Annotated in this window: 27 protein-coding genes; 21 read left to right on the forward strand and 6 right to left on the reverse strand. The window is 42.7% G+C overall.

What is annotated here, in order from left to right; genetic code table 11:
• Positions 1–350 precede the first annotated feature (350 nt).
• The 16 genes from Q6A92_RS20235 (at position 351) to Q6A92_RS05125 (ending at position 13944) form a co-directional block, all read left to right on the forward strand.
• Positions 351–632 carry an ATP-dependent DNA ligase gene (locus tag Q6A92_RS20235; RefSeq protein ID WP_443029691.1) on the forward strand — a complete coding sequence of 94 codons (282 nt, stop codon included), beginning with the start codon at positions 351–353 and terminating at the stop codon, positions 630–632.
• A gap of 45 nt (positions 633–677) precedes the next feature.
• Positions 678–2180 carry a BglG family transcription antiterminator gene (locus tag Q6A92_RS05060; RefSeq protein WP_332237274.1) on the forward strand — a complete coding sequence of 501 codons (1503 nt, stop codon included), beginning with the start codon at positions 678–680 and terminating at the stop codon, positions 2178–2180.
• On the forward strand, positions 2177–2611 hold the full coding sequence (locus Q6A92_RS05065) for a PTS sugar transporter subunit IIA (RefSeq protein ID WP_332237275.1): 435 nt from the start codon (positions 2177–2179) through the stop codon (positions 2609–2611). Before Q6A92_RS05060 ends, Q6A92_RS05065 begins: the two co-directional genes overlap by 4 nt.
• Before the next feature lie 2 nt (positions 2612–2613).
• The gene (locus Q6A92_RS05070) at positions 2614–3075 is read left to right on the forward strand and encodes a fructose PTS transporter subunit IIA (protein WP_332237276.1); all 462 of its coding nucleotides are present in this window, start codon (positions 2614–2616) and stop codon (positions 3073–3075) included.
• A gap of 23 nt (positions 3076–3098) precedes the next feature.
• Positions 3099–3410: a PTS fructose transporter subunit IIB gene (locus Q6A92_RS05075; RefSeq protein WP_332237277.1), complete on the forward strand. Its 312-nt coding sequence runs from the start codon at positions 3099–3101 to the stop codon at positions 3408–3410.
• Between the two features lie 32 nt (positions 3411–3442).
• Entirely contained in the window at positions 3443–4558 is a 1116-nt protein-coding gene (locus tag Q6A92_RS05080) for a PTS fructose transporter subunit IIC (RefSeq protein ID WP_332237278.1), read from the forward strand.
• A gap of 24 nt (positions 4559–4582) precedes the next feature.
• On the forward strand, positions 4583–5299 hold the full coding sequence (gene alsE / locus Q6A92_RS05085; protein ID WP_332237279.1) for a D-allulose 6-phosphate 3-epimerase: 717 nt from the start codon (positions 4583–4585) through the stop codon (positions 5297–5299).
• Positions 5300–5490: 191 nt separating this feature from the next.
• Positions 5491–7494 (forward strand): transketolase, encoded by a 2004-nt coding sequence (tkt, locus tag Q6A92_RS05090; RefSeq protein WP_332237280.1) that lies wholly within the window; start codon positions 5491–5493, stop codon positions 7492–7494.
• Positions 7495–7512: 18 nt separating this feature from the next.
• Positions 7513–8232: a transaldolase gene (locus tag Q6A92_RS05095; RefSeq protein ID WP_332237281.1), complete on the forward strand. Its 720-nt coding sequence runs from the start codon at positions 7513–7515 to the stop codon at positions 8230–8232.
• A gap of 148 nt (positions 8233–8380) precedes the next feature.
• Entirely contained in the window at positions 8381–8551 is a 171-nt protein-coding gene (locus Q6A92_RS20240) for a hypothetical protein (protein WP_443029688.1), read from the forward strand.
• Between the two features lie 28 nt (positions 8552–8579).
• Positions 8580–8852: a hypothetical protein gene (locus tag Q6A92_RS05100; protein WP_332237282.1), complete on the forward strand. Its 273-nt coding sequence runs from the start codon at positions 8580–8582 to the stop codon at positions 8850–8852.
• 372 nt (positions 8853–9224) lie between these two features.
• The gene (locus Q6A92_RS05105; RefSeq protein ID WP_332237283.1) at positions 9225–10361 is read left to right on the forward strand and encodes an IS630 family transposase; all 1137 of its coding nucleotides are present in this window, start codon (positions 9225–9227) and stop codon (positions 10359–10361) included.
• A gap of 263 nt (positions 10362–10624) precedes the next feature.
• A complete protein-coding gene (locus Q6A92_RS05110; protein WP_274401543.1) occupies positions 10625–11914 on the forward strand; it encodes a DUF3440 domain-containing protein in 1290 nt (429 codons plus the stop codon).
• Positions 11880–12341: a GNAT family N-acetyltransferase gene (locus Q6A92_RS05115; RefSeq protein ID WP_332237284.1), complete on the forward strand. Its 462-nt coding sequence runs from the start codon at positions 11880–11882 to the stop codon at positions 12339–12341. The genes Q6A92_RS05110 and Q6A92_RS05115 overlap by 35 nt, the downstream gene beginning before the upstream one ends.
• A complete protein-coding gene (locus tag Q6A92_RS05120; protein WP_274401539.1) occupies positions 12295–12966 on the forward strand; it encodes an IbrB-like domain-containing protein in 672 nt (223 codons plus the stop codon). The genes Q6A92_RS05115 and Q6A92_RS05120 overlap by 47 nt, the downstream gene beginning before the upstream one ends.
• A 798-nt stretch (positions 12967–13764) precedes the next feature.
• Positions 13765–13944, forward strand: a complete 180-nt coding sequence (locus Q6A92_RS05125; protein ID WP_274401537.1) for a hypothetical protein — start codon at positions 13765–13767, stop codon at positions 13942–13944.
• 354 nt (positions 13945–14298) lie between these two features.
• Here the strand turns inward: Q6A92_RS05125 and Q6A92_RS05130 are convergent, their stop codons facing one another.
• From Q6A92_RS05130 to Q6A92_RS05145, 5 genes are all read right to left on the reverse strand, one after another.
• Entirely contained in the window at positions 14299–14649 is a 351-nt protein-coding gene (locus tag Q6A92_RS05130; protein ID WP_332237285.1) for a PqqD family protein, read from the reverse strand.
• Between the two features lie 3 nt (positions 14650–14652).
• Positions 14653–16545 (reverse strand): OPT family oligopeptide transporter, encoded by a 1893-nt coding sequence (locus Q6A92_RS05135; RefSeq protein WP_332237286.1) that lies wholly within the window; start codon positions 16543–16545, stop codon positions 14653–14655.
• Positions 16546–16839: 294 nt separating this feature from the next.
• On the reverse strand, positions 16840–17094 hold the full coding sequence (locus Q6A92_RS20245; RefSeq protein WP_443029689.1) for a helix-turn-helix domain-containing protein: 255 nt from the start codon (positions 17092–17094) through the stop codon (positions 16840–16842).
• A gap of 763 nt (positions 17095–17857) precedes the next feature.
• Positions 17858–18412, reverse strand: coding sequence for an isochorismatase family cysteine hydrolase (locus Q6A92_RS05140; protein ID WP_274401534.1), 555 nt, complete (start codon positions 18410–18412; stop codon positions 17858–17860).
• A 220-nt stretch (positions 18413–18632) separates the two neighbouring features.
• The gene (locus tag Q6A92_RS05145; protein WP_332237287.1) at positions 18633–19475 is read right to left on the reverse strand and encodes a MurR/RpiR family transcriptional regulator; all 843 of its coding nucleotides are present in this window, start codon (positions 19473–19475) and stop codon (positions 18633–18635) included.
• 176 nt (positions 19476–19651) lie between these two features.
• On the opposite strand from Q6A92_RS05145, the gene Q6A92_RS05150 reads away from it, so the two are divergent.
• From Q6A92_RS05150 to Q6A92_RS05170, 5 genes are all read left to right on the forward strand, one after another.
• On the forward strand, positions 19652–20314 hold the full coding sequence (locus Q6A92_RS05150; protein WP_332237288.1) for a ribose-5-phosphate isomerase A: 663 nt from the start codon (positions 19652–19654) through the stop codon (positions 20312–20314).
• A gap of 1 nt (position 20315) precedes the next feature.
• Positions 20316–21296, forward strand: coding sequence for a Gfo/Idh/MocA family protein (locus Q6A92_RS05155; protein ID WP_332237289.1), 981 nt, complete (start codon positions 20316–20318; stop codon positions 21294–21296).
• Positions 21297–22507: 1211 nt separating this feature from the next.
• Positions 22508–23386, forward strand: coding sequence for a DMT family transporter (locus tag Q6A92_RS05160; RefSeq protein WP_332237290.1), 879 nt, complete (start codon positions 22508–22510; stop codon positions 23384–23386).
• Between the two features lie 102 nt (positions 23387–23488).
• Positions 23489–24382 carry a DMT family transporter gene (locus Q6A92_RS05165; RefSeq protein WP_332237291.1) on the forward strand — a complete coding sequence of 298 codons (894 nt, stop codon included), beginning with the start codon at positions 23489–23491 and terminating at the stop codon, positions 24380–24382.
• A 320-nt stretch (positions 24383–24702) separates the two neighbouring features.
• A complete protein-coding gene (locus tag Q6A92_RS05170) occupies positions 24703–25035 on the forward strand; it encodes a hypothetical protein (protein ID WP_274401528.1) in 333 nt (110 codons plus the stop codon).
• Positions 25036–25604: 569 nt separating this feature from the next.
• On the opposite strand, the gene Q6A92_RS05175 is transcribed toward Q6A92_RS05170, so the two are convergent.
• Positions 25605–26291 (reverse strand): ABC transporter ATP-binding protein, encoded by a 687-nt coding sequence (locus Q6A92_RS05175; protein ID WP_332237292.1) that lies wholly within the window; start codon positions 26289–26291, stop codon positions 25605–25607.
• Positions 26292–26293 lie beyond the last annotated feature (2 nt).

A 26293-nucleotide genomic window follows, 5' to 3' on the forward strand; every position in this document is an offset into this window, starting at 1 on the left:
AACAACCACCTCCTTGAAACGATTCAGCTGATAAAAAAGAACTACAAAACTATAATTCGACAGAATTGGATCCGATCCTTTTTTATATGGCGAAAATTGTGACGGAATTCAAAACTCCGGATGCCCTAATCCTAGCGGATAATTATTGTAAAAGAATCGATTTATCAAAGGAATGGTACAACAACGCGAAAGGATGCACGCCTGCTCAATCAAAGAAAAAAATGAAAGAGCAGCTTCTTTTCCAGATATTGTAACGAGTAGAAAATTTGTACAAGCCCAATCATCATTTATTCTGGACGGAGAGGCCATTGCGCTCAATCAGGAAGGTCAGCCCTCATTTCATGAAATCTATGAAACGGAATAGTATACGCAAAACGGATCGAATAAGTTTGACTATGGAGAACATGCTGGTCTACTACAGGGTCTTTGATCTTCTTTACTACAACGGGAATTGGGTGACTGACCTTCCTTTAAAAAATCGTTTGGATATACTTAGAGACATGCTCACTCCATCGGAGAATGTACAACTGACTCCTAATTATGCCAAGGGTCATGATCTGTTCAACAAGATTCGACAAATGTTACACAACGTTACGAACTGGTGTCCTTTGTCAAGGGACAGACATGCGTAAGCGCTACCAAATTTTTTTGATAGAATATCAAGTGTAGAGAGGGGCATGGCACTGACTACTGGATATAAACAATCATTAATTAATTATCTTTTAAACCATCGCGGGTTTGTTCCGGGCCCCGAATTGTCTGCCGTGTTGGACGTTTCTACCAAGACTATTTTGCGGACCGTAAAACGGATTAACAATCAATCCGTGGATAGCCCAATTATCGAATCAAAGAAGGGAAGGGGATATCGCTTAAATTATCAAAATTACCTTGATCAAAGCGGTCAAGTGAACGAATTCGTCAACATCAGTCAGCTAACTTCGGTCGAACGACGCAACGCGGTCATCAAACGGCTACTGATTACGTCGCCCCAGAAGCATCAGTTAAACAACATCTTTGGCAAGTTCTACATTAGTGATTCCGTGATTTCTTCCGATTTGAAGATCCTGCGGCAGATGTTGAGCAAGTACCACTTGGAACTCAAACGGCGCAATGATTATATCTGGATTGAAGGAATTGAAACGGATATTCGCAAGGCTATTAACGACTTGCTCGTCACTGATGACGTCATCAGCATTAGCCACTTCTTACAGTCGAACCAATATGTACAGCAACAGGATGCCTCCTTTGTGACTTGCCAATTAAACTTAATTGAAAAACAGATGCATTCAGAAATTCCTTATCCATACAACGTGAATTTGTTCTCCCACTTGTATATTTTGATTGAACGGTATCATAGTGTTGGTTCCTTGATTGACAAGGAATTTTATTTAAAGACTGGTGAAATGGTGAAGCTGCGGCATCATCCTGAAGCGGTGGAGATCTGCAAAAAGGTGATCGACAATTTGAATACCTATTTGAACACTAAGTTGCCGGAAATTGAAGTCTATTATCTCTATCAGTATTTGACTTCTTCGCGAGTTAATAATGATCGGGCCAACTTGAATGAAATTTCAGAGCGAGTGTGGACGATTACAGACTTCTTGATCGACAGGGTAACTGAAGATCCACAATACCACCATATTAACAGCCAAGATTTGTTTACCAGCCTATCCAAGCATATGAAGCCGTTGCTGAACCGGCTGGAAAACAATATCAAGGTGAAAAACAACCTGCTGGAGCAAATCAATCTGGAGTATCCGCACTTGTTTGAGGTCGTAAAAACAGCGACGGTGCAACTGGCCAAACGGTACCAACTGAATCCGATCGACGACGAGGAAGTTGGCTTTATCACTGTTTACTTTGCCCAAGCGGCCGAAAATATGCGGCCGCCGATTAACATCATGATCGTTTGCACGACTGGTTTCGGGACGGCACAACTGCTGCGTGTCAAGATTGAAAAACGTTTCTCTGAACTTAATATTGTAGAATTAGTAGCCAGCCGGGCCCTAGGCAACGAAATTAATAAGCATCCGGAAGTCGACTTAGTCGTTTCGACAATCAGCCTGCCGAATGATATTCAGGTACCAACCTTAGTCGTCAATGCTATGTTTACGATGGAAGATCAGGAGCGCTTGAAACAAGAAGTTGATCACATCTGGAAGGGAATGATGGCCCAATGAAACAATTAATCTTATGGGAACCGACATTTGCTATACCGGATAAGCCAACTTTAATCAAAAATGTAATTGCTTATTTGGCGGGGCAAGATTTGATTGTTGGTCAAACCGCGGCCATCGCCGCAATCAATCAGCGCGAAAGCCTTGGTAACACGCTGATTGCCCCAAACCTGGCGATCCCTCATGTAAAAAGTAGTGCCATCAAGCAAGCTGTCTTATTGTTTGTCAAACTGACGGATACCTTGACCGACTGGCAAGTGGGCGCACAGGTCGATCGCTACATTTTTACTTTGATTCCAGAAAATTGTGTCATCTCCGATTTAGCGGCACTTAAGGATTTCTACATTCGAATCGCGAACGACCAAGCAATAAAAGCACTGAGTGGCGGCAATCAGGCGGAAGTTCAAAAATTAATACAGACAGAGGAAGATTAATCATGGGTGCAACATCTTTAGAAAGTGTTCTGGACCGGAACACGATCATCACTAAGTTAAAAATGAATACAAAGGACGATGTCATCAAGGATCTGGCCCAAAAGTTTTATGAACAAGGCTACATTGGCTCCGTTGATGAATTCGTCAAGGCTGTTTATGAACGGGAGAAGGAAGGCGCCACCGGGATTGGTAATTACGTCGCCATTCCGCATGGTAAGAGTGACACCGTGAAAAAGAACGGGGTAGCCATTGCTATCTTGGATCACGAAGTCGAATGGGAATCACTCGATGACACCGGTGCGAAGGTTGTTGTCCTCTTCGATGTTGGTGATGACAGCGAGGGAGCCAAGGAGCACTTACGGATGTTGTCCATGTTCGCCCGCAAGCTGGGCAGGGATGAAGTCATCGATGCCTTGCTGAAGGCGCAAACGGTTGATGACGTAATTAATGCGTTTGCTGATTAAAAAAATTCTGGGAGGAATTGATCATGAAAATTGTTGGTGTATCTGCATGTACGGTTGGGATTGCGCACACATATTTAGCGCAGCAAAAAATTGAAGACGCTGCCAAGAAGGCCGACGACGACGTTAAAATCGAAACCCAAGGGACTATTGGGGTTGAGAACAAACTGACACCGGAGGAAATCAAGGATGCCGATATCGTGATTCTGGCCGTTGACGTAAAGATATCCGGTGAAGACCGCTTCAAGGGCAAGAAGGTAGTTAAGGTTTCCACCGAAACGGCGATCAAATCACCACACAAGCTGGTTGCCAAGCTCCATGAACTTGCTAGGAAGTAAATCTTTGAGTGATAAGACGAGGAGGTAATAAAATGAAAGATTTCTGGAAAAAGGCTAATTTTAAGGGTCATCTGTTAACGGCCATTTCATACTTAATTCCTATTGTCTGTGGTGCCGGGTTCATTATCGCCATTGGGATGGCCTTTGGTGGTAAGAGCCAAGACGCATTAGTAATTGGAAAGTTCAACTTCTTCCAGGCTCTGGCAACGCTTGGCGGTCATACCCTCGCGCTGCTGCCAGTGATCATTGCGACTGGGATTGCTTTCTCCATCGCAGGTAAGCCTGGGATTGCCCCGGGTTTCGTTATCGGGTTAGCTGCCAACTCCATCAGTGCCGGGTTCATCGGTGGAATCATCGGTGGTTACATCGCCGGTTGGTTAGCCTTTGCCATTTTGAAGTACGTTAAAGTTCCAAGCTGGGCAAAAGGCCTGATGCCAACACTGATTGTGCCATTCTTGGCATCTCTGGTCAGTGGGCTGATCATGGTTTACATCATCGGGACGCCGGTCTCCTGGTTCACAAGCTTGCTGACTGCCTTACTGAAAAGCATGAACGGTACTTCTAACTTAGTCTTTGGTGCTGTCCTGGGTATCCTGAGTATCGTCGACTTTGGCGGCCCAATCAACAAGACTGTTTTTGCCTTTGCCTTAACTCTGCAGGCCCAGGGGATTAATGGTCCGGTTACTGCTTTGCAACTGACGAACACTGCTACACCAATTGGTTTCGGGCTTGCTTTCTTGATTGCCAAAATGCTGCGCAAGAACATTTACACGCACGAAGAAACTGAAACTCTGAAATCCACTGTCCCAATGGGGGTAGTCAACATTGTTGAAGGTTCCATTCCGATTGTCATGAACGATATCGTTCGTGGAATCTTTGCCGCTGGTCTCGGTGGGATGTGCGAAGGTGCCATTCTGATGACGATGACTCACGGTGAAGGTGCGACCGTACCATTCGGTGGCTTTCTGATGCTGCCAACCATGGGTAAGAACTGGTGGGTCGGCCTGTTAGCTATCTTAGCGAATGTCGTAGTTACTGGTATTGTTTATGCCTTGATTAAGAAGAACATTCCAGCCGGTGCAGGCGAGTCAAAAAGCGATGCTTCTGAAGAAGAAGACATCGATCTGGACGATCTTCAAATTATGTAATTTTAGAAAGGATTGATTGTAAAAATGTCACGGCAGATTCAATTATCGCCATCATTAATGACGATGGATCTCGATAAGTTTAAAAAACAAATTACTTTTCTGAATGACAAGGTAAACTTCTACCACATCGACATCATGGACGGCCACTTCGTACCAAACATCACGTTGTCGCCATGGTTCATCGAACAAGTGCGCAAGATCTCTGACGTGCCGATGTCCGCCCATCTGATGGTCACAGATGCGCTATTCTGGGTCCAACAGCTGATCGACATCAGATGCGAAACAATCTGCATTCCTGCCGAAGTGATCAATGGGATGGCCTTCCGCCTGATAGACCAAATCCACGACGCCGGTTTGAAGGCCGGTATCGTACTGAATCCTGAAACGCCAGTTGACGCTTTGCTGCCATACATCGATCGGCTCGACAAGGTGACAATCATGACGGTCGACCCAGGCTTTGCCGGTCAACGGTTCTTGAAAGTTTGTCTGGATAAGATCACCGAACTGCGCAGGCTGCGTGAAAAATATGGCTACAAGTATGAGATCGAAATTGACGGTTCCACCAACCTGAAGCATTGGAAACTGATGTCTGATGCCAACCCAGACATCTACATCATAGGTCGCAGTGGTCTGTTTGGTCTGACCGATAGCATTGAAGATTCCTGGAACCAAATGGTGAAGGAATACGAAGAATCGACTGGCTACCAATTCGACGATGGCTTGTATGTGGCTAGCCACTAGTCACCAGCAATCTATGCAACTAGAATCATTTTTACTAGCAATTCTTGTGGAAAAAAGGCGAATAGGGTTAAATCATTGGAATCTACCCCCAAAAAATAAAAAGCTGGATTTTCTCAATTTGAGATTAATATAATTAGCGAAATCCTTTTATGTGGTAAAAATAAATTCTTTAAGGAAGGATTTAATTAAAAATGTTTAATAAGCAAGATGAATTATGTGTTCATGCGATTCGTATGTTAAGTATTGATGCAATTGAAAAAGCAAATTCTGGTCATCCAGGGTTGCCAATGGGGGCTGCACCTATGGCATATGTTTTGTGGACCCGTCATTTGAAAACATATCCAAAAAAGACAAAGTGGGCTGATCGCGATCGCTTTGTTCTCTCGGCCGGTCATGGTTCTGCTATGCTCTATAGTTTATTGCATTTATCTGGTTACAAAGTAACAATTGAAGATTTAAAACAATTTCGTCAAGAAAATAGTTTGACTCCAGGTCATCTGGAATTTGGTCACACAGATGGCGTTGAAGCCACCACAGGCCCATTAGGTCAGGGCTTAGGCATGGCGGTTGGAATGGCTATGTCCGAAAAACATTTAGCAGCAATTTATAATCGTCCTAATAAAAAAATAGTTGATCATCATACTTATACCCTAACTAGTGATGGTGATTTAATGGAGGGTATTTCGCATGAAGCTGCTAGCTTGGCTGGGCATCTAAAATTAGGCAAACTGATTGTTTTGTACGACTCAAATGATATCTCGCTTGATGGGCCGACTAACATGGTTTTCGATGATGATGCTAAAAAACGTTTTGAGGGTTATGGTTGGCAATATTTACGAGTAGATGATGGCAACAATTTAGAAAAGATTGATCAAGCTTTAACTAAGGCTGAAAATAACGAAGAACAGCCAACTATTATAGAGGTAAAGACTATTATTGGATATGGTTCGCCTGATCAAGGGACAAATAAGGTTCATGGAGCATCCTTAGGTGCAAAAAAAGTTGCAGCTGCTAGAAAAACATATGGCTGGGAATATGCACCATTTGAAGTTCCTCAAAGTGTTTATGATCGTTTCTGCGAATTTATGATTGATGATGGTGAACAACAGTACGAAAAATGGGGGGAATTATTTGCTCGTTATCGTCAAAGTTATCCTGAATTAGCAGAACAATTTCAAGATAATCTTGCTGGTAAAGTAAATTTTAACTGGGTAAAAGATGTTTCCAATTATCATGTAGGTACATCTGCGGAGGCGAGTAGAGTTACTGGTCATAAAATAATTTCAGCAATTTCTGAGCATAATCCTAATTTTTGGGGCGGTTCGGCCGATCTATTCTCTTCTAATAAAACAAATGCAGCAGACAGTAAAGCTTTCGAACCGAATAGCCCGCGAGAACGTAATATTTGGTTTGGTGTTCGTGAGTTTGGCCAAGCGGCAGCCATTAATGGAATCGCCTTGCATGGTGGAATGAAAGTTTATGGCAGTACCTTCTTTGTTTTCTCAGATTATTTACGTGGCGCTTTAAGATTATCGGCGTTGCAGCATTTACCAGTTACCTATGTTTTCACGCATGATTCAATTGCCGTTGGTGAAGATGGCCCTACACATGAGCCAATTGAGCATTTGATGAGCTTGCGTGTAATGCCGAATGTTAATGTTATTCGACCGGCAGATGCTAATGAAGTTATTGCAGCTTGGCAGATTGCTTTAGAAGCAGATAGTACCCCTACGGTTTTAGTACTTACACGGCAAGGTTTACCTATTTTACCAAGGACAGATAAATTGGCTGCTAAAGGGGTAAGCCATGGAGCATATGTTTTATCTGCTAGTGAAAAATCAGTTCCAGATGGTATTTTAATTGCGACTGGTTCGGAGGTAAGTTTAGCTTTGTCAGCTCAGAAAGCGTTAAAAAATGATGGAATTGATGTTTCGGTTGTTTCAATGCCGTCATTTGAATTGTTTGAAAAGCAACCCAAGGATTATCAACAGAAAGTATTACCAGATGTAGTTGGTAATCGTATGTCAATTGAAATGGGCTCAACATTAGGCTGGGAGCGCTACGTTGGAAGAAAAGGTGTGACTATTGGCATCGATAGATTTGGTGCTAGCGGCAATGGGCCATCAATTACTAAACATTATGGCTTTAATGTTGACAATATTGTTTTTCAATATAAACAAACTTTTGCAAAATAGCTTTTGGGAGGTTTTAAAATGGCTGGTAAACTAAATTTTAAGATCCAAATTTATTCTGATGGTGCTGATATTGCAGATATGCGTGAAGTTGCAAAGAACGATTTTGTTTCAGGTTTTACAACGAATCCTTCATTAATGAAACGAGCAGGTATTACTGACTATTTAACATTCGCCAAGCAAGTCGTTGCTGAATTTCCGGATTATTCCATCTCTTTTGAAGTTTTTAGTAATAGCCAAGCGGCAATGCTGAAAGAAGCAGAATTACTTCATTCTCTTGGAAAAAATGTATATGTAAAAATTCCAATTATCACGACCGATGGTAAAAGTACGGCTCCACTTATCCATAAATTATCAGATAAGGGTATTTCAATCAATGTCACAGCTATTGCTACAATAGCTCAGGTTAAAGAAACAGTGGCGGCTTTTGCACCAGGAACAAAAAACATTGTGTCAATTTTTGTAGGTCGAGTAGCAGACACAGGGGTTGATCCTACAGAGTTCGTTCAACAAAGTGTAAGTATTGTGAAAGAACACCCTGAAGCTAATCTGTTATGGGCAAGCACACGAGAAGTGCTGAATATTTTTCAAGCACAAAGATTAGGTGTAGATATTATCACAGTTCCTCCGACAATTATTAAGAAACTAACCAATGTAGGAAAATCTGCACAACAGGTATCTCTTGAGACGGTGCTAGGTTTTGAGAAAGATATTAAAGCTTCGGGTTTAAAAATACTTTAATCAATGACTAAACGACCACTTGCTTAAGCAGGTGGTCGTTTAATTTATAAAATGAGTGCTGTTAATGGGAGGAGAATTTGTTATTTAACATTTGATGACGGTCCTTCAGCATTTTCCAATAGAATAATGAATCTGCAGCGTCAGGCGTATGGTAAGGGAAGGATTCACTATTGGACTACATGGTATTAGCCACGATTATAAAAAGTTTTATCGTTCAGAGGAGTCGCTCATGGAAGAAATGAAACAAGATCAAAAAATCGTCAGAAGTATTGCACAACACTGTTTATTCGTGTACCGTATGGCAGCTATGTATTTATGAAAGGGCAGTCACTCAAGATGGATTTATCATGTGGGATTGGAATGTGGATAGCCAGGATTGGCGATATAGAGATCGACGATTTGTTCAGCGGACGATTCAGCAAATTCAAAGACTTGATGAGAAGAAACAAATACCGGTTATTTTGCTTCACGAATGTGATACGACTTATCGATCCCTTGAATTACTGCTTCAATATTTACAACACCAGGGTTATCAAATGCAGCGCATTAATGCCTCAATGCCCCCTTTGCAGTTTCCTAAGAAGGAATATAGCCAAAAAGAAAGCCTGAATTATTGCTAAGGATTTATAGAAAAATTGAACATCTATAAAATTGGTCAGTTGTAAAATCAAATTAGTCAGCTGCCAATTAGATTGGAGGAATAAAACACCATTCTGTGTGTCATTAAAGCGTCGGATTTTATAATGGCTCACCCGCCAGCCTAGCACAAAACATCGAACTTTTAAACATTTGCATGCCTTTCAGTGGGGACAAATTCAAATGTTTCATTCAGGGACATCGATCTTGAGATTGCCTGTAAAATTGATTGTATCCACCAACACTTTTTTTAAGTAGTTAATGGTAAAGTGTCCTAGTAGATCGTTTCAAAATTAGTGTTTATATAGATGGTTTATGGTATCCTTGAAACAAGAAGATTCTGGGGAGAGGATACGATGCCATTCAAACGCCAAAAAGCAGCACTGCTGCTGACTCAAGAAGACAGGAAATCCTTAGAGAAAATCACCAAAACACGAACGGAAGAATTGAGACGCGTTGAGCGTGCTCATATGATTCTGCTTTATAGTGAGGGCCTGAGCGTTCCTCAAATCGCGGAACAATTAAAGACAAACACGCCGAAGGTTTATCGCTGTATTGATAAAGCTCTGGAATTCGGTGTTCAAACCGCCATCAATGACTTAAAACGTTCCGGCCGCCCTGCATCGATTACTGAAGAGGCAAAGACCTGGATGGTTTCTTTAGCCTGTCAAAAACCCAAGGACCTGGGTTATTCTTATGAATTATGGACCACAAGATTATTGGCCCAACATATTCGCAAGCACGCGGCAGCACAAGGAAACCCTTGCGTGGCCCGGATTGGCTCGGGTACGGTCTCGCGCATCCTTTCCGAAAAAGAAATCAAGCCGCACAAAATCACTTATTATTTAGAACGGCGGGATCCGGATTTCGACGTCAAGATGGCTCAAGTCCTGCATGTGTATCAACAGGTCGAATGGGTCTTGGAAGATAATGAATTTAAACCTCTTTGCGACGTGATGCTCTCTTACGATGAGAAACCAGGCATTCAGGCCATTGGGAATAAAGCTCCTGATTTATCGCCGGTTCCCGGAAAGCACGCGGCTATCGGTCGAGACTCAGAATATGTGCGCCATGGCACACTCAGCCTGCTGGCAGGTATTGATTTGATCACCGGAAAAGTCATCGGTTCGGTAGAAGATCGCCATCGCAGCCGGGAGTTTGTCGACTTCTTAAAAAAACTGGATACGCACTATGATCCGGATTTTCGTATTCAGGTCATACTGGATAATCATTCAGCCCACACATCAAAAGAAACACGTGCCTATTTGGAAACCGTACCGAATCGATTTGATTTTGTCTTCACCCCAACGCATGGTTCATGGCTGAATATCATTGAATCCTTTTTTGCGAAAATGAGTAAAAGTTGCCTGCGCCACATTCGGGTGGATTCCAAAGGGGAATTAAAGCAGCGCATGGAACTTTATTTACAGGAAATCAACCAAAATCCTGTCCCCTTTCGTTGGAAATATAAAATGGAGTCCATGGCAAACTGAGCATTAATATATTAACGGTATTTATGAAACGATCTACTAGCTTTAGTCAGATCGTCAAAGTGAAAGATTATTCGCCAAAATTTTATTAATAGATACAATTGTGTTGCTGTCGTCTATTCAATTATTGGTAAAATAGAAAGGGGATGAAAGTACAAAAAGGTTCGATTCCCCAAAGACAGGACTGAGCTTTTTTTAGCTGTCCGGTAAGGGAGGCGCTTCTGATTCCCAAAATTTATATGAAGAAAGATGTATTGACTGCGGCTATGGAGAGATTCAACGTAATTTTCTCCAACTTTTCTCATTTTTATCTCTGCATCTCCGGAGGAAAAGATTCATCTGTGATGCTGCAACTTTGCGCGAAAATTGCACGCAGGCGAAAGCGGAAATTCAGCGTCATGTTCATCGACTTAGAGAGCCAGTATCAAGCGACGATCCACCAGGTTAGACAGTTGCGGAAGATGACGAACGACGTGGTGGATCGTTTCTATTGGTGCTGCATGCCCCTCTCGTTACGTAACGCAGTTTCAGTTATCCAGCCGACTTGGATCTGTTGGGATGAAAATGATCAGGACAAATGGGTCCGTTCTATGCCCGCCTATGACTGCGTGATCAATGAACACAATTACCCAAAGGAATGGACATGGTTTCACAAAGGGATGGAATTCGAGGAATTTGACTACAAATTTTGCCAGTGGTTTCAAAGAAAAGCGGGCGTTCCAGTGGCGGTCGGCATCGCCATCCGAAGTGATGAAAGTCTCAATCGTTTCAACACGATCATTAATACAACCAAAAAAACGTTCAAAGGTTATAACTGGACGACGAAGGTACATACCTCGGAGCCAGATTGCAACGTGTACAATTTTTATCCCTTATACGATTGGCGGACTGAGGACATATGGGGAGCCGTGAGTAAATTTGATTTTGCGTTTAACGAGATTTATGAATTGATGTATAAAAACGGCGTGAAAATTTCTCAGCAGCGACTTTGTCAGCCCTATGGGGACGATCAGCGCAAGGGCCTCGATCAGTTCCGTGCACTGGAACCTGAAACGTGGGAAAAAGTGATTCACCGCGTTCACGGCGTCAATTTTGGAAACATTTACGCCAGAACTTCCCTGCTCGGCAACATGAAATCGGAAAAGCCCTCCGGGATGAACTGGCAGCAGTATGCCGTCTTTCTTCTAGAGAGCTTAGGGCTTTATTCCCCAGAACTTCGCGATCATTACTATCTGAAAATCAAGACCTTTTTCCGATGGTGGGAACGGCACTACGGAATCCGTATCGAAGAAGTTCCGGATGAAGCAGACCGGAAACTGGAGAGCCATGGAAAGGTGCCGAGCTGGCGGAGAGTAGCTCGTGCTGTCGAAAAAAATGATTTCTGGATGCGGCGACTGGGCTTTGCCCAGACCAAGACTGACGTGCAACTTCTTCTGCGTCTGCGGAGAAAATACCGGAGTTTGCTCCGGGTGGAAGATATCAAGGATAAAAAACTGAGGGAGGCCCTACGGGAGGATGAATATGGACAACATTCAGTGTTACGAGGGAAATTATGATCGGTCCCTTTTCTACTCCAAAATGGGACGCTTTTTTGCTGAGGAAAAATATATCCGGCGGATGCCCTATCTACGAAACAAGCGAGAAAAGGTCTGGTTCACCATGGAACGAGATAGGCAGGTTATTGCCTTCTCCTCTCTGGAGTTTCCAGGGGAATACGTTCTTTTTACTACAGAATGGGTCGAACCGCGTTATCGGAGAAAAGGACTTTTTAAAGCACTGACGGACATTCGTTTCGAATATTGCCGCGAACTTGGCTGGCCGATTAAGACCTCGACCAATCTTGCGTTTATCAAGAATTATTACATCAAACAAGGATTCAGGATTTATCGGACAACCAAAAATTATTGGTTTCTGTGTACGAATAAGGAGGTACTCCATGAACGTCCATCACAATACCTGCAGAAAGCTCAATCCAGATCTTGAAAATTGCCTTGGCCAGCTCAAACGGATTTTGGCGCCCATGGGGTTGCATGAGAAAGTACAGGCCCTGAACCGCGTACGAAGAGTTGTGAACGAACTCTCTCCCTTCTCCGAACCGGTCGACTTGGTACAATGGATCCCTGCTGGAAACGTGCATGCAAACGATTATAATCCAAACAAAGTTGCATCTGCTGAAATGAATTTGCTGTACACTTCTATCCGGTTAGACGGCTTTACACAGCCGATCGTGTCTTATTATCTCGGTGACGGCCAATATGAAGTCACCGATGGCTTTCACCGCGACCGGATTGGAACGAATTATCCGGATATCGCCAAAAGGATGTTCGGCTATCTTCCCCTTTCCGTCATATCCAAACCACTGGACGAGCGCATCGGTTCGACCATCCGGCATAATCGGGCGAGAGGGACGCACCAAATCCGCTCCATGAGCAACATCGTGATCACTCTCAGTAAAATGGGTTGGAGCGATGAAAAAATCAGTCGGAATTTGGGAATGGAGCTTGACGAGATCATCCGTCTGAAGCAAATTAGCGGGCTGAAGGAAGCGTTCCAGAATCACAAATTCTCCAAATCCTGGACCGAATTTGAACATAAGTATTATAAATAATGTCAGTCAGATACAAGCTGAATCGTTCTTAATACCGATGATTGAAAAAGCAATTCCCCGAAAGGTATCTTTATTTTATGAATACAATAAATCCTATTGGGGAAAAGCATACGGATTAGCCTTTACTCAACATCTTTAGACTCACCCATGAACGTTAATCACGTAGAAAAATCATAAAAATAATTTGTAAAAATACACAAAAAAGGCCCCTACAGGGCAGCCTTAAATGAAGAGTTAAGAGAAACGAAGTGTAGTTTTATAATAGATTCCAATTTTTAAAAATTCTATTATGTTTGTCACACTACTTTATCTAAGCCGTAATTAAACCGCCAATTTTTAAGCAGTTAATAGGCAACTCATGCAATAATTTTAACAATGCCAAGATTTCATAAGGATTATCCAACAGTTCAATTTTCCAAAATCTCATTTTCTTAACGCCTTCAAAAGGTGATGGGAAAATACCCTATTGCTGCATGCAAAATGAATTTTTCTTGATGTTCGATGCAGTGAAAGTTTCCTAGGCTACTCCACTAAGAGGATGGGAGTCAAAAGTTTCCTCCTGCGCAATCAAAATACGAAAATAGAAAACCATGCAATTTTTTTATGCAAAAATATTTCTATACTGCAACATGAAAAGATGCCGCTTTAAATAAATAATGATCCCCATGCTGAGGCACGGGGATCATACGAGGGGATAAAGAATAGGTTGGGCAATTATAGTATAAGCATGTCCAGCGATTAAGATACCCTTTATTCGCCATCTTGTACAATGACATAGTATTCAAAGAAGAATGATCAATGAAGCGAAAAGAAATGATTGTTCAACGCTTTTTTATGGTTGTTCAATTAAAAATTTACCTTATCCGAATTTCAGCACGGTTACTTGTGGATCCTTGTCATTCAGAACACTCTAGAACAAAATTAGTAAACTCCCATGCAATTCTTCTTTTGAGGAGTAAATTAGTCAATGCAGCTTGAAACATGGATAGGCGCTTGACGATTTATGTTCGACTCCCACCGTCTCAGCAGGCTCATTGGCCCGTAAGCAGAGATACCCCCGGCTGAATTAGGACATAAGCTTGGAGTGTGAAGTATCTGGCGGCTATTTGTATGGGCCGATCGCATGAATGCCGATATTAATGCCGCATTAACAAAATTTTTAGCAGAGACGGAAACTCGTTTAAAAAATTAATTTGCTGATTGACTTTCTAAATTCAGGTAGTACGTCATGCTGTCACGGCTCGTGGAATTTATCTTAGCCAGAGAACGAAACTATTTAAATTTTAAAAGAGAGGCCGCTTTTGAGCAGTCTCTCTGAATTGTTTTCACATTTTATTTGATATGCAGCGTGACAAGGTCATGTGCGTCGAGCTCTTGCAGAAACTTGAGCAGTCGCGGAACGACAGGTTCGGCTGCTTCGCCGAATGTCTCAGTTAGCTTAGCAGAGATTTCGGACACACGGTAGTTTCCGTCACAGTGCTTCAGTACACATTCTCCGAGAGCATCCAGACGGTAGTGATGTTCCTTAGCTTGTTTAAACCATTTTATCGCAATGCGCTCCAATAGGCTTGTCCGCGGAATGGCAAGGTTTGCCGCTCCATTTTCATAAACAACACGGCATCCGTCCCTCAGAACGGGCACCATTTCGAGAAAATTTATCTGCTTATTCAAATGACGGGCCATGAATCATACCCCCTTTTTGGGACCTCTTGCTACATACCAAAGAATGAGGCAAAGAACAGCAAAAACGATTAAGGTGACCAGGTCGCTTGAGAAGAACGGTGTGGCCGGTGCCGTAATATTTAAAACAGTAAAGACAGCGATAACGACACCAATTAATGATTCGCCGGCAATGAGCCCGGATGCCATTAAAGTGCCGCGTTCCTGCCGGTTTTTCCGGATTCGATCATCTTTACTGAAACGATCGATAAAGTAGCGAACAATACCTCCGCACATGATTGGCGTACTGATGTGAATCGGCAGATAAAGGCCGACGGCAAAGACGAGCGAATTGATACCCATGAATTCCACGCAGACAGCAATAGCGGCGCCAATGAAAATCAGTTCCCATGGCATCTGCTGCTGCATCAGACCTTGGGCGATCAGTTTCATTAAAACGGCTTTGGGTGCTGGGAGTGCGTGCGAACCGAAATGATAGGCACTATTCAAGAGAAACAAGACGGCACCAATGGTAATCGATGAGAAAACGACGCCGATCATCATCGCCACTTGTTGTTTCCAAGGTGTCGCCCCGACGAGAAAACCGGTTTTTAAGTCCTGTGAAATGTCGTTGGAAACAGCTAATGCCGTGCATATAATCGCGACGGTGCCAATGGAGATAAAAATGCCGGCTGTTCCGGAATACCCGATAAATTTATAGATGATGGTGACGATTAACAGTGTTGCGATGGTCATACCGGACACCGGTGATGACGAACTGCCGACAATTCCAACAATACGCGAGGAGACAGTGACAAAGAGAAAGCCGCAGACAGCAACCAGAACGGCGCCCATCCAGCCGACTTTCACGAATGGATTAAGGGCAACCAAAAGCAACAAAAAAAGAGAACCCAGAATTACCCATCTCATTGATAGATCGCGATCGGTTCTAGCAATAAGATCGTCGGCGTGCTTGTCGGTTGTTTTGAACAGTCCGCTAAGTGTATCACTCAAGCTTCGATATAGCGTGGGCAGGGTTTTGATTAATGTTATAATCCCACCGGCCGCGACGGCACCGGCTCCGATATAACGAATGTAATTATCCCAGATAGCAGCCGTATCCATTGCTTTTAGAGCCGTGACCGCCGGGAAGATGGCGTGGAGGCTGTCTGCGCCAAAGAAGCCGATTAGTGGGGCAAGGACAATCCAGGCAAATAGTCCACCGGCAAGCATTTGTCCGGAAATGCTCGGTCCAATGATGAAGCCGACGCCCAGCAGTGACGGGTAAGCATCCAGCCCGACAACAGCGTATTTAAAATGGGAGATTCCAGTTTGAATTTCATATTTGAAAATGTTAAAACCATCTTCCAATACTTTCACGAGACCGCCGGTGATCAGGCCAAAAAGAACAAGCAGTGCTTTCTTGCCGCCCTCTTCTCCCGTTTTTAGTACTTCGGCGCAGGCGGTACCTTCCGGATAAGGAAGCACGCCGTGTTCCTGCACGATCAGTAACCGTCGAAGCGGTACCATCATCAAGATACCGAGAAAGCCGCCAAGCAGAACGATAGAAAAAATCATAATGTAGCTGATTTTGATATGCAGTAAAAAGAGTGCAGGAAGTGTAAAGACTGCGCCGACACCGATTGCTTCACCTGATGTCGTCATCGTCTGAACAATATTATTCTCCAAAATTGAATCTCTTCGGAATATGCCCCGCAAGATCCCCATCGAAATAACAGAAGCAGGAATTGAGGCAGAGATCGTCATTCCGATAAGCAGGCCTAGGTATGCGTTAGCCGCCCCGAAAATGACAGCAAGAATAATTCCCAGAAGAATCGCCGTAATTGTGAGTTCGGGAAGCGATTTCGAAGCGGGAATATAGGGTATGAATTTTGTCGATTGTTCTGAATTATTTTTCAAAAATGGCACCACCTTGTCTATTTCGACATAAATTGATACAAAGGCTATCTTATCATACTTGAGCACGCAAGTTGCTAGATTAAGAATTGCAATATAAAATGCAATATTTAGACGAGATAAGTGAATTCAGACCTGGCAATTGATTGAGGGTTTGGCATGAGAAATAAGGCCCCCCTTCCAGTTTTTTTACAGGAGGACATACAAAAATAAATTTTGACTTAATTTTTCGTACCGTTGGCAATCGCCCGAGCCAATCTCCGCGGTTTTTCCCAAGCCATGGAGTGTCCGGCGTTTTTAATAAGGGTCTAAATCCACTGGCTTTAAGCCAATTTGCTGATGCTGTTTTCGATATTTAAGGGGTGTTTTTTCATATTTGCTTCTGAATTGTTTCATAAAGTATGAAGAACTAGTATAACCGAGCCTTTCACCAATCTCGTTGACAGATAAATTTGTGCTGGTAATTAGTTCTTTAGCTTTTTCAAGTTTTATTTCTCGATGAATTTGCCCGGGGGTTTGTCCATATCGCTTGGGATCATGGGAGAAGCGCATCTGCAGCTTCGTCTATAATTTTCTCGATATTGGGAAACTGTTTCAAAGAGATAGGTTAAATAGTGGAACGGATCGCCCGTTTTCTTTAGCTGTTTCAATCACACTGTAAGTCAAGGACGACATATTCAAGATTGACGACTGAGTTCAGTCAGCATTCAGTGTGCTATGAGCATAAGGTCTTTCAGAAGACTTCAGTCTTGAACGGCGACTTTAAGTCGCAGACATTGATGTCTGAACCCACCTGCTAAAGCAGGTAGTCGTTTAGTCTCAAAAAGTTAAAAACTAGGACCCATACTGTTAAAGAGTAAAAGGCAGCCCATTGAAACAAAAATGGAAGGGTATCTATAATTTGGCAGATGAAACAGCATCATAAAAAATTTTAATAGGTAAATACCCCTGTTTATTGCAATAATCATAAAGACAGTGCTATTGATTTTTAAATCATTAGCTATAAGAGCGCTCAGGTTATGGTTTAAAAGTAAACAGCAGACGGGTACTGCGCAACCGTCGATCGGATTTAGGAGGCTGCACCCAATCAAAAAAGGTAGAGTCGGAACTGAGAAAAACTATCAGTCGCACCGAATCGGGTTTGAGTCGCACCGAAATGTGAGAAAGCCGCACCGAATGCAGCTGAACTTGCACCGAAACGTTAAACAGCCTGTTTCAGGAATGTGTATCGGTCAACATACCCGGTTTATCGGTCAACATACCTCGTTTATCGGTCGGCGTGTCCAAATGGCGCCGGACTCACCCTGAACCCGGCTTAATCAGTCTTCGGTTTTGACTCTTTGTCGAGCATATTAAGCAGCTCCGCTGTCGTCACTAGTTCACCGAGTGTTCCAAGTTCGTTCAACGCCTCGTTATATTCGACCTCAGAACGAGCGTTAGTTGCATCTGTTACGGTGATGACATTAATCTCGTTCTCTGCCAGATTCCGCGCCGTTTTTAGCACACCATTATTGGTGGAAACCCCGGTTAATAAAACCGTTCTAATCTGTTTTTCTTTCAAAAAATCTCGAAATGCGGTAATTGAATAGGCACTGGGCTGATGTTTCTCAAAAATCTTCACATTCGGATTTTCTAAAATTTGAGGATTGATACTAAGCTTTGAAAAGCTTTTGGTAAGGACACTGAGGAAACTGGGGGCAGTTACGTGAACCACAGCCACGGGCCTATTTTTACCGAGAACTGCACGGATTAACTGTTCATTACGTGCAAGTACGTCATGATTATCAAGAAGCGCACCCTTTGATGGCAGACCGAATAGAATCCCGTTTTGCAGATCAATCGTTACTAATGCCGCATTTCCTAAATCCATTTCATCAATCCTCCTCGGATTATAAGTTTTGATGTAAATAGTCATCCTATTCAGCTAGGGTACTTGTAGTAAAAGTATAGAAGTCATGAATTTTGTCCAAACTGTTAATGTATCCCTCTGTTCCGAACTCTCCATTATGGAGAGTTTTTTTTATCGTTCGGAAAGAGATCCGATTTTAGTAACTTGGAAGTTGGATCTTCAACGTTGTGAAGATATGGCATTAGATTTTTGTTTGTGCGATCAGTTCTTCATGTGTCTTGATGTGCTGTAAATTGTCTTTATCCCCCGATAGCAATAACAGGAACAAGGCCTCAATTGCCGCCATTGCGGCAACCCGTGAGAAGTAGTACTCAGATTCAAAGATTTGTTGTCGAATTGCGGTTAATATATGCAAATCGGCATTCAAACCAATAGGCGAATCCGCACGGTTGGTAATCGCAATGACCAGAATCCCGCGACTTTTGGCAACTTCAATCTGGGTGAGTAAATTTCGCGTTTCGCCGGAATTGGAAATAACCAGCAGCACCGCACCTGTCGGCAGATTCATAGTTTGTCCGATCGAGGTCTCCCACAGTTCGTCAGTGACTGCTAATAGTCCAAGTTGATTGAATTTATAAACAGCATCTGCAGCAACGGGGAAAGTTCCCCCCGATGCTGCAACTTGGATAAGATTTGCTCTTTTTAATGCATTCAATACCTGTCGGATAGTTGCTGTAGAGGCGGAGGTGAGTGTATTGACGATTTCTGCCACCTTATTGTCGCTGATATTTTTCAAAGCTTGGAGAAGGTCGTCAGGGTTCACCTTTTGATAGTAGCTATATCTATCCTCCGCAACTTTTGCTAATTCAATTTTCAACTGATGAAATCCATCAAGATCAAGGTTTTTACAAAAGCGTGAAACTGAAGCCTCACTGACACTGGCTTTTCGGGCAAGTGCCGAGATGGTCATATTAACAATACTGGCTGGATCTGCGAGTACAACTTCTGCAATTTTATGATCTGTATCGGACATTTTTGGAAGACTGCCGTATAGCAAGTTTATGATATTTGATCGATTTTCCAACTAATCACCTTCAAATGAATTTCAAAAAAAATAAGTCAATGAAATCCTCTATCACTGAATTCTAACGCGTAATATCCGGTAAAGCAAGAACAACTGACTTGCATTGACAAAAATTAATTTCAGTAATAATATAATCGTGAAATTAATTTTCCAAAACGTGAAAGGAGGTGTCTGGCATGGAAAACCAGCTAACGCTTGCATTAGATTTGATGCATTCTGGTATGACAGTCAGTCTCGGCGGGGGACACCACATGCAATTACTTGCCGAGGCAATCAAGAAAGATAATCTGAGCGACATCCGTATCTGTAGCCCTTCTGAACGATCGCTTTCATATTGCCGAAAATTGGGATTAGATGTCATAGAATCTCCAGAAGCATTGGATATCGCTTTTGATGGCTGTGATAGTCTCGACCAAAACCTGAACCTCTTGAAGAGTAACGGTGGCATTCATACCTTGGAAAAAGTAAACGCGCAGGCAGCCGGTGCGTATGTTATTTTGACAGATGAGTCAAAAATCGGCCAGCAACTTGACCCCTCAGTACCCCTGGCTGTTGAAGTCATTGATGAAGCTATTCCGCAGTTCTTAAGATTAGCGAAAGAACTCGGCTTGCAACCCTGTCGTCGTATTTCAACTTCATACATGGGTTATATCCGTACACGAAATGGTAACCAATTGGTCGACTGTTATACGGATAACTGGGCTCAAATCGACTATATTGACCGTACTTTGTCACTAGTGAACGGTGTTGTTGGAACTTCTTACTTTAAGGGACTCGCATCAACTGTTCTTGCAGAAACCGAAAATGGTTCTGTTCGAACTTTAAGGAAGGATGAATGACATGAAAAAATATAATTGGGGTATGATTGGAACAGGGTGGATTGCACATGAAATGGCAGATGCCTTGAACAGTGTGAATGGGTCCATTTACGCTGTTGCCGACATCAATCCGGATAGGCTCAAAAAGTTTGCGGCTGAAAAGAACATTGCACATACGTATAATAATGCCGATGAAATGATTAACGATCCTAATGTTGATATTATTTATATTGCAACGCCGCATACATTTCACTATTCATACATTAAAAAGGCTCTGAACGCCGGAAAGCATGTTTTTGCAGAAAAGGCGATCACAGTCAATGCGAAGCAATTTGATGAGGTTCAGCAATTAGCGCACGACAAGGGTCTGATTTTGACCGAAGGACTGACACTGCTCCACATGCCAATTTACCAAAAGGTCAAAGACTTAATTGAGCGGAGAAAACTTGGTGACATTCATCTGGTTCAGGTTAATTTTGGTAGCTTAAAGAATTATGACCCGAAAAATCGCTTCTTCAATAAGAGTCTTGCGGGCGGCGCCCTGCTTGATATTGGTGGCTATGCGACCGTATTTGCACGTTCGTTTCTAGCGTCGCAGCCTAACGTAACGTTGACCACTGGAAAATTCTTTGAAACTGGAGTCGATGAACAATCGGGTATTATCCTTAAGAATGCGCAGGAACAGTTGGCTGTAATGGCACTCTCTCTGCGGGCTAGGCAGCCAAAGCGCGGCGTTATTTCTGGCACAAAGGGTTATGTGGAAATTGACAATTATCCGCGTGCAACCGAAGCAAAGGTTACCTATACTGAAGATGCCCATCAGTCCGCATCGGAAACAATTACTGCGGGCAATTCTGATGAAGCATTAATATATGAAGTGAGAGATATGCAACGTTACATTGAGGCAGGCCACGATGACGGTCAATTGGAATTATCTCACGACGTCAGCCATATCATGGACGGTGTCCGTAATGCCTGGGGAATGAAGTTCCCATTTGAGTAACTATTCTTCGCTGCGGTTTCTTCAAATTTATTAGCAGTGAGGCGAAAAGTATGGAATATTCCCATTTGAGTAATGGTATTAAAGTGCCGAAAATTGGTTTGATACATTTCGCCTGAATGGTGAAGCGGGCGTACAAACGATTACATCTGCGATCGAAAGCGGCTGCTGGCGGGGTTAATGGACTCGTGTGTGATTGACAATGTTTTGCTGTTTGCTAAAAGCGCGCAGCGATTGGTTACCCAGTCTGTATCGGTTTTTGATATCGAATGTCTCTGCTGCTGAATATCTTGGTAATACTCTCAAAATCCCCCCGTAGACGACAGAAGAATTTTTGATAGTTCATCTGTGTCAGCCAAAGGGGGATTATTGCAAAACAATTGTGGGGTATTTCTATTGTGTTACGGCAGCTCAAGCTGGAATGGAAATAGTAATTGACAGCTGACAAAATTACGTTTTTATCTAATGGGGGTCCCTTAAAGCGGCCCAGATGGCGTCTCCTATCGTACAACCGGGTTCATTTATATTAAAATGCAATTCACTGAGAGTTTTTGCACCCGGCCTAGATGTACCGAGAAAAATCACTTTGACAAATAAAGATTCAGCTGTGCCGTTATCCGCGCAATTTCTCCGAGTGTTTTATTCAACGTTGTCACCTCAGTCTGCAATTTTGTATGTTATTTTCAGCTTCTCGTTTAAATTCCTTTCTTTTTCTCTAGCGATTGTTATGATCTCTGCGTCGCTCAGCAGTTAAAAATTTACATGATCATAAATAAGATTGAAATATCTGATAAAAATCGCTTGACCAGTCAGCTGGAGACCGCTGGATGATAATTTAGGCTATTGTTCCGTTTCTTTTTTTCTGTTAGGAATTTTTGATTTCATTGATATATATTATTCCATGGGAAAAATTCATTTTATCTGAATTCCAGCACAGTGAGCAGCGGATCCTTATCATTCAGACTACTCGAGACAAAAATTAAACAAAGTATTTGAGCAAGATAACACTGAGACTAATCGTTGGCTATCGAAAAATACTTGGATACATGATATAGTTATTTCCAATGATAAAACTGCAAGGGAGGCATAACCCATGATTTATGCACCGGCAACCGAATGTGATGTTCCGGTTCTCCGTTAATTTAGCGGAGAGCCGCTCTCCGTTAAATTCGTAACCATGCATTTATAAATTACGAATACGGAGATAAGAATAAATGAAAAAAAATAAGATTTTTGGTGCGTTATTATTAAGCACTGCCGCCGGCATCTGGGGCGGTATGTTTATCGTGGTCAAAGTTGTGGTGGAATTTATTCCCCCCATTGAATTAGTCTGGCTACGCTATTTAATCGCAATCGTCGCTTTGTTTATCATTGGTTTCCTGCAACGTGTCGACTGGCGTGTGAAACGAAAAGATTTACCTTTAATCATTCTAATTGGTGTAATTGGTAATGCGCTTTCTATTGTGACGCAGGAAACCGGCACCTGGCTGTCCTCCGCTCAATTAGGGGCCGTCATTACAGCGGCGACCCCGACATTCATGGTTTTATTTGCGTGGTGGCTATTAAAAGAGCGTCTAACTTGGGTTAAAATCGGTTCGGTCGCTCTGGCGACGATTGGGGTACTGATGATTGTCGGTGTTCACGCCATTGGCATAGAAAAATTACTGGGTGCAGTCTCCTTAGTGATTGCCGCGCTGACGTGGGCGTTAATGTCAGTGCTGATTAAATTAGTTCCCGGCAAATATGCACCTGTACAGGTGACAACCCTGGCAACGGCAACCGCTATCGTTTGCCTGTCGCCAATTGTTTTCATTCAACGGTCTGCAGTACATTGGCATTATCTCATGCAACCGGCTGTCATCTTTTGCCTTTTATATTTAGGTGTGATTTCAACGGCAGTTGCTTTTGTGATGTGGAATCGAGGTTTACAATTAATGAATGCCGCCAGCTCGGGATTATTTTTCGTGTTCCAGCCTTTAGTGGGGACGCTGCTGGGCTGGTTGATTTTAGGAGAAGCCATCGGTCTGGGATTCTGGGTAGGTGTGTGCCTGATCTCGGCAAGTATTTGGATAAATATTAGATACTCCGATTGATTTTAACTGTCTGATAACCAGTGGGAAATAATAGTTTGAGCGAAAATATATTTTTATCAAACTATTATTTTTTTGCGTGCGATTTTAAAAGGGAGAATACGAATGAAAAAATATTTGGGTGATGGCATGATGCTCGTCACGGCAAGTATTTGGGGAAGCGGGTTCGTAGTGACGGATATTGCGCTGAAGTTTTTCAATCCCTATCAAACGATGGCCGGAAGATTCGTTTTAGCAACTTTTCTCATCATCATCGCATTTTACCGCAAGGTAAAAAAAATAAGTCGCTCGGTGCTGTGGAAGGGCGCTCTATTAGGAACCTGCGTCTACACGGGTTTTATTTTGCAAACAGTCGGTCTGCAATATACGACTCCTTCGAAAAATGCTTTTCTAACCGCCGTGAATGTCGTCATTGTTCCCATTATTGCATTTTTGATTTACCGGCGCAGAATCGATCGCTATGAGATGCTCGGCTCGATGATGGCGCTTGTCGGGATTGGCTTTATGTCTCTGCAGAATTCGCTGACAGTGAATATCGGTGATGTGCTGTCGCTTGCCTGTGCAGCAGCCTTTGCTTTTGAAATCTTTTTCACCAATATCTTTGTGCATGAGGAAGATTCAATTACGCTAACCATTGTACAGTTTGTAACAGCTTCTCTGCTCAGTGTTCTGACCATGTTCCTTACAGGAGGCACCCCGACTGTACTTGAGAAAACAGGAATGTTATCCATTTTTTATTTGGCAGTCTTTTCAACGGCCATTGCTTATCTCCTGCAAAACATTGCACAGAGCTACACAACATCGATCAGAGCGGCGATTATTTTATCAATGGAGTCCTTTTTCGGAATGCTGTTTTCGATAATATTTTTGCACGAGTTAGTAACGGCTCGCATGATTCTGGGAGCTGTACTCATTTTGGCATCTGTTTTGCTTTCCGAGATAAAACCGTCTTTTAAGAAAAAAGAGACTTTTAAAAGGGCAGATGACGACATAAGGTAAGCTATCAAATAGCGCTCCTTTTAAAGGTGGGGCCGATACGCTTTATTGATAAAGCAGACCGCTCTTTAAATGCAACAACTGTTCGTTCTATGAAAGTGCGTGACGCTGTTGACACATATAAAAGGCAAATACGCTCGCTACCTGTCTATCTTTACAAAAGTTCCCGGTTTTTTTGCACATCTGAGAGATTTAATCAGCCACGCATACGTATATTCCAGACCGGATAATTTTGACATTGATTCAGGTCAAAAATTTGCAGGTACGTTTCCATTGTTTTTACAAGACTGCTACTTTTCACTTTATCTACCAAATGAACAAGAATGCAGCTCTATGTTCTGCAACAGAGAAGAGCTCTCAACGAAATAGAAAAAGATATTTCCATATTTTTCAACCCTAATCAATATAATTGGGTAGTTGATGAAAATGGGGAAGTAACCGTAACAATTTTTTCTGCTTTTGGGTTGGATCTGTTGGCCAATCTTTTGAAGCCGGATCGAACGATCTCTCCTCAAATCGAGCAATACCAATGGCCTCTACTGATAAAATATGGAAAAACTATTTTTCTTATACGTGGGCTCTTGTCAATCAGAAAGCGGCGCGCAAAAATATCAATAAATGGGCAGAAGAACTCCCCGATAAAGAGAAATAAATGAATTCAGCTATGTTTATGAGTTGATCACATTTTGCGTTACGTGTTCTAAAGGCTTAGGCGATTCGATAAAAAAGCATAAGTACAGTGGTAAAGGTCGGCACGGATATTAAATGATATCCCTTGTTGTGTTCTATTAGCTGGGCTATTTAATACCCCCAATACCCCATCAAAGAATCATTTTCAGACCCGGTCAGGGTCTATTTTTTTTACTTATTCTTCGAGACGGGGAAGCGGAAAAGTATATTGGATAAGCAGCGAGTACAACAATTGGATGAATCAGGATGACTTCGAACAATGCATGACTGATATGTTCATGAGATCAAAGAAAGCATATCCGAGAAAGTTGAAAGTAATGTCAGCGTCAAAACTATACAGAAAAAAAGCACCATCCTTTCACTCCATGTGAAAAATGATGTGCTATATTTTTAAAGGACTTTTTCAGTGGCCCCGTTCCGTACGGAAGTTATCTTTTCAATACAGTGTAAGCCTTTTTTTATCATTGGGGAGGAAAGCCGCGGATTAATACAGAGGAGCTTAAAAGTGAGAATATAGCCGTTCAATCAACATTGTTCATGCCCCGGGATTTGTATGGATCCTGCCGTCTTCCAGCTGAATCACATGATCGCAAAAGTCGAGCATCCGCGAGTCATGAGTGACCATCAGTGCCCCCTTCTCTTGATCTTTAACTTCACGGCTCAGCCAATGAATCACCGCTTTCGCTCGTTTATAATCAAGACTGGCTGTTGGCTCATCGGCGAGAATCAGATCGGGCTGATTAATCATCGCCCGGGCAATGGCTACCCGTTGCTTTTCACCGCCGGAAAGTTGTTCTGGAAAATGGCGTACACGGTCGGCAAGTCCCATTTTTTCTAGCAGTTCATTCGCCAGGCGGACCGACTGATTTTTCGAATTGCCCTGAAGTCTGGAAATGAAGATCAACTGTTCCTGGACGTTAAGATAAGGGACCAGATGGGCGCTCTGGAAGATAAAACCAATTGATTTCAGGCGCAGTGCGGTCCGTTCTTTCGCCCTCATTGAAGCGATCGCCTTCCCGTTAAGAAGAATCTGTCCGCGCGAAGGAGCAATCAGTGCCCCGGCAAGAGACAGAAGAGTACTTTTACCGGCGCCTGAGGGACCGACCAATCCAACAAACTCGCCTTTTTTTATTTCAAGACTGATATCTTTCAGAACATCAAGTGTCGTGTCGCCATCCTTGTAAACCTTGTCTACATGATTAAATGACAGAATGGTCTCCATAC

This window comes from Sporolactobacillus sp. KGMB 08714, assembly GCF_036598985.1.
Classification (GTDB): Bacteria; Bacillota; Bacilli; order Bacillales; family Sporolactobacillaceae; genus Sporolactobacillus.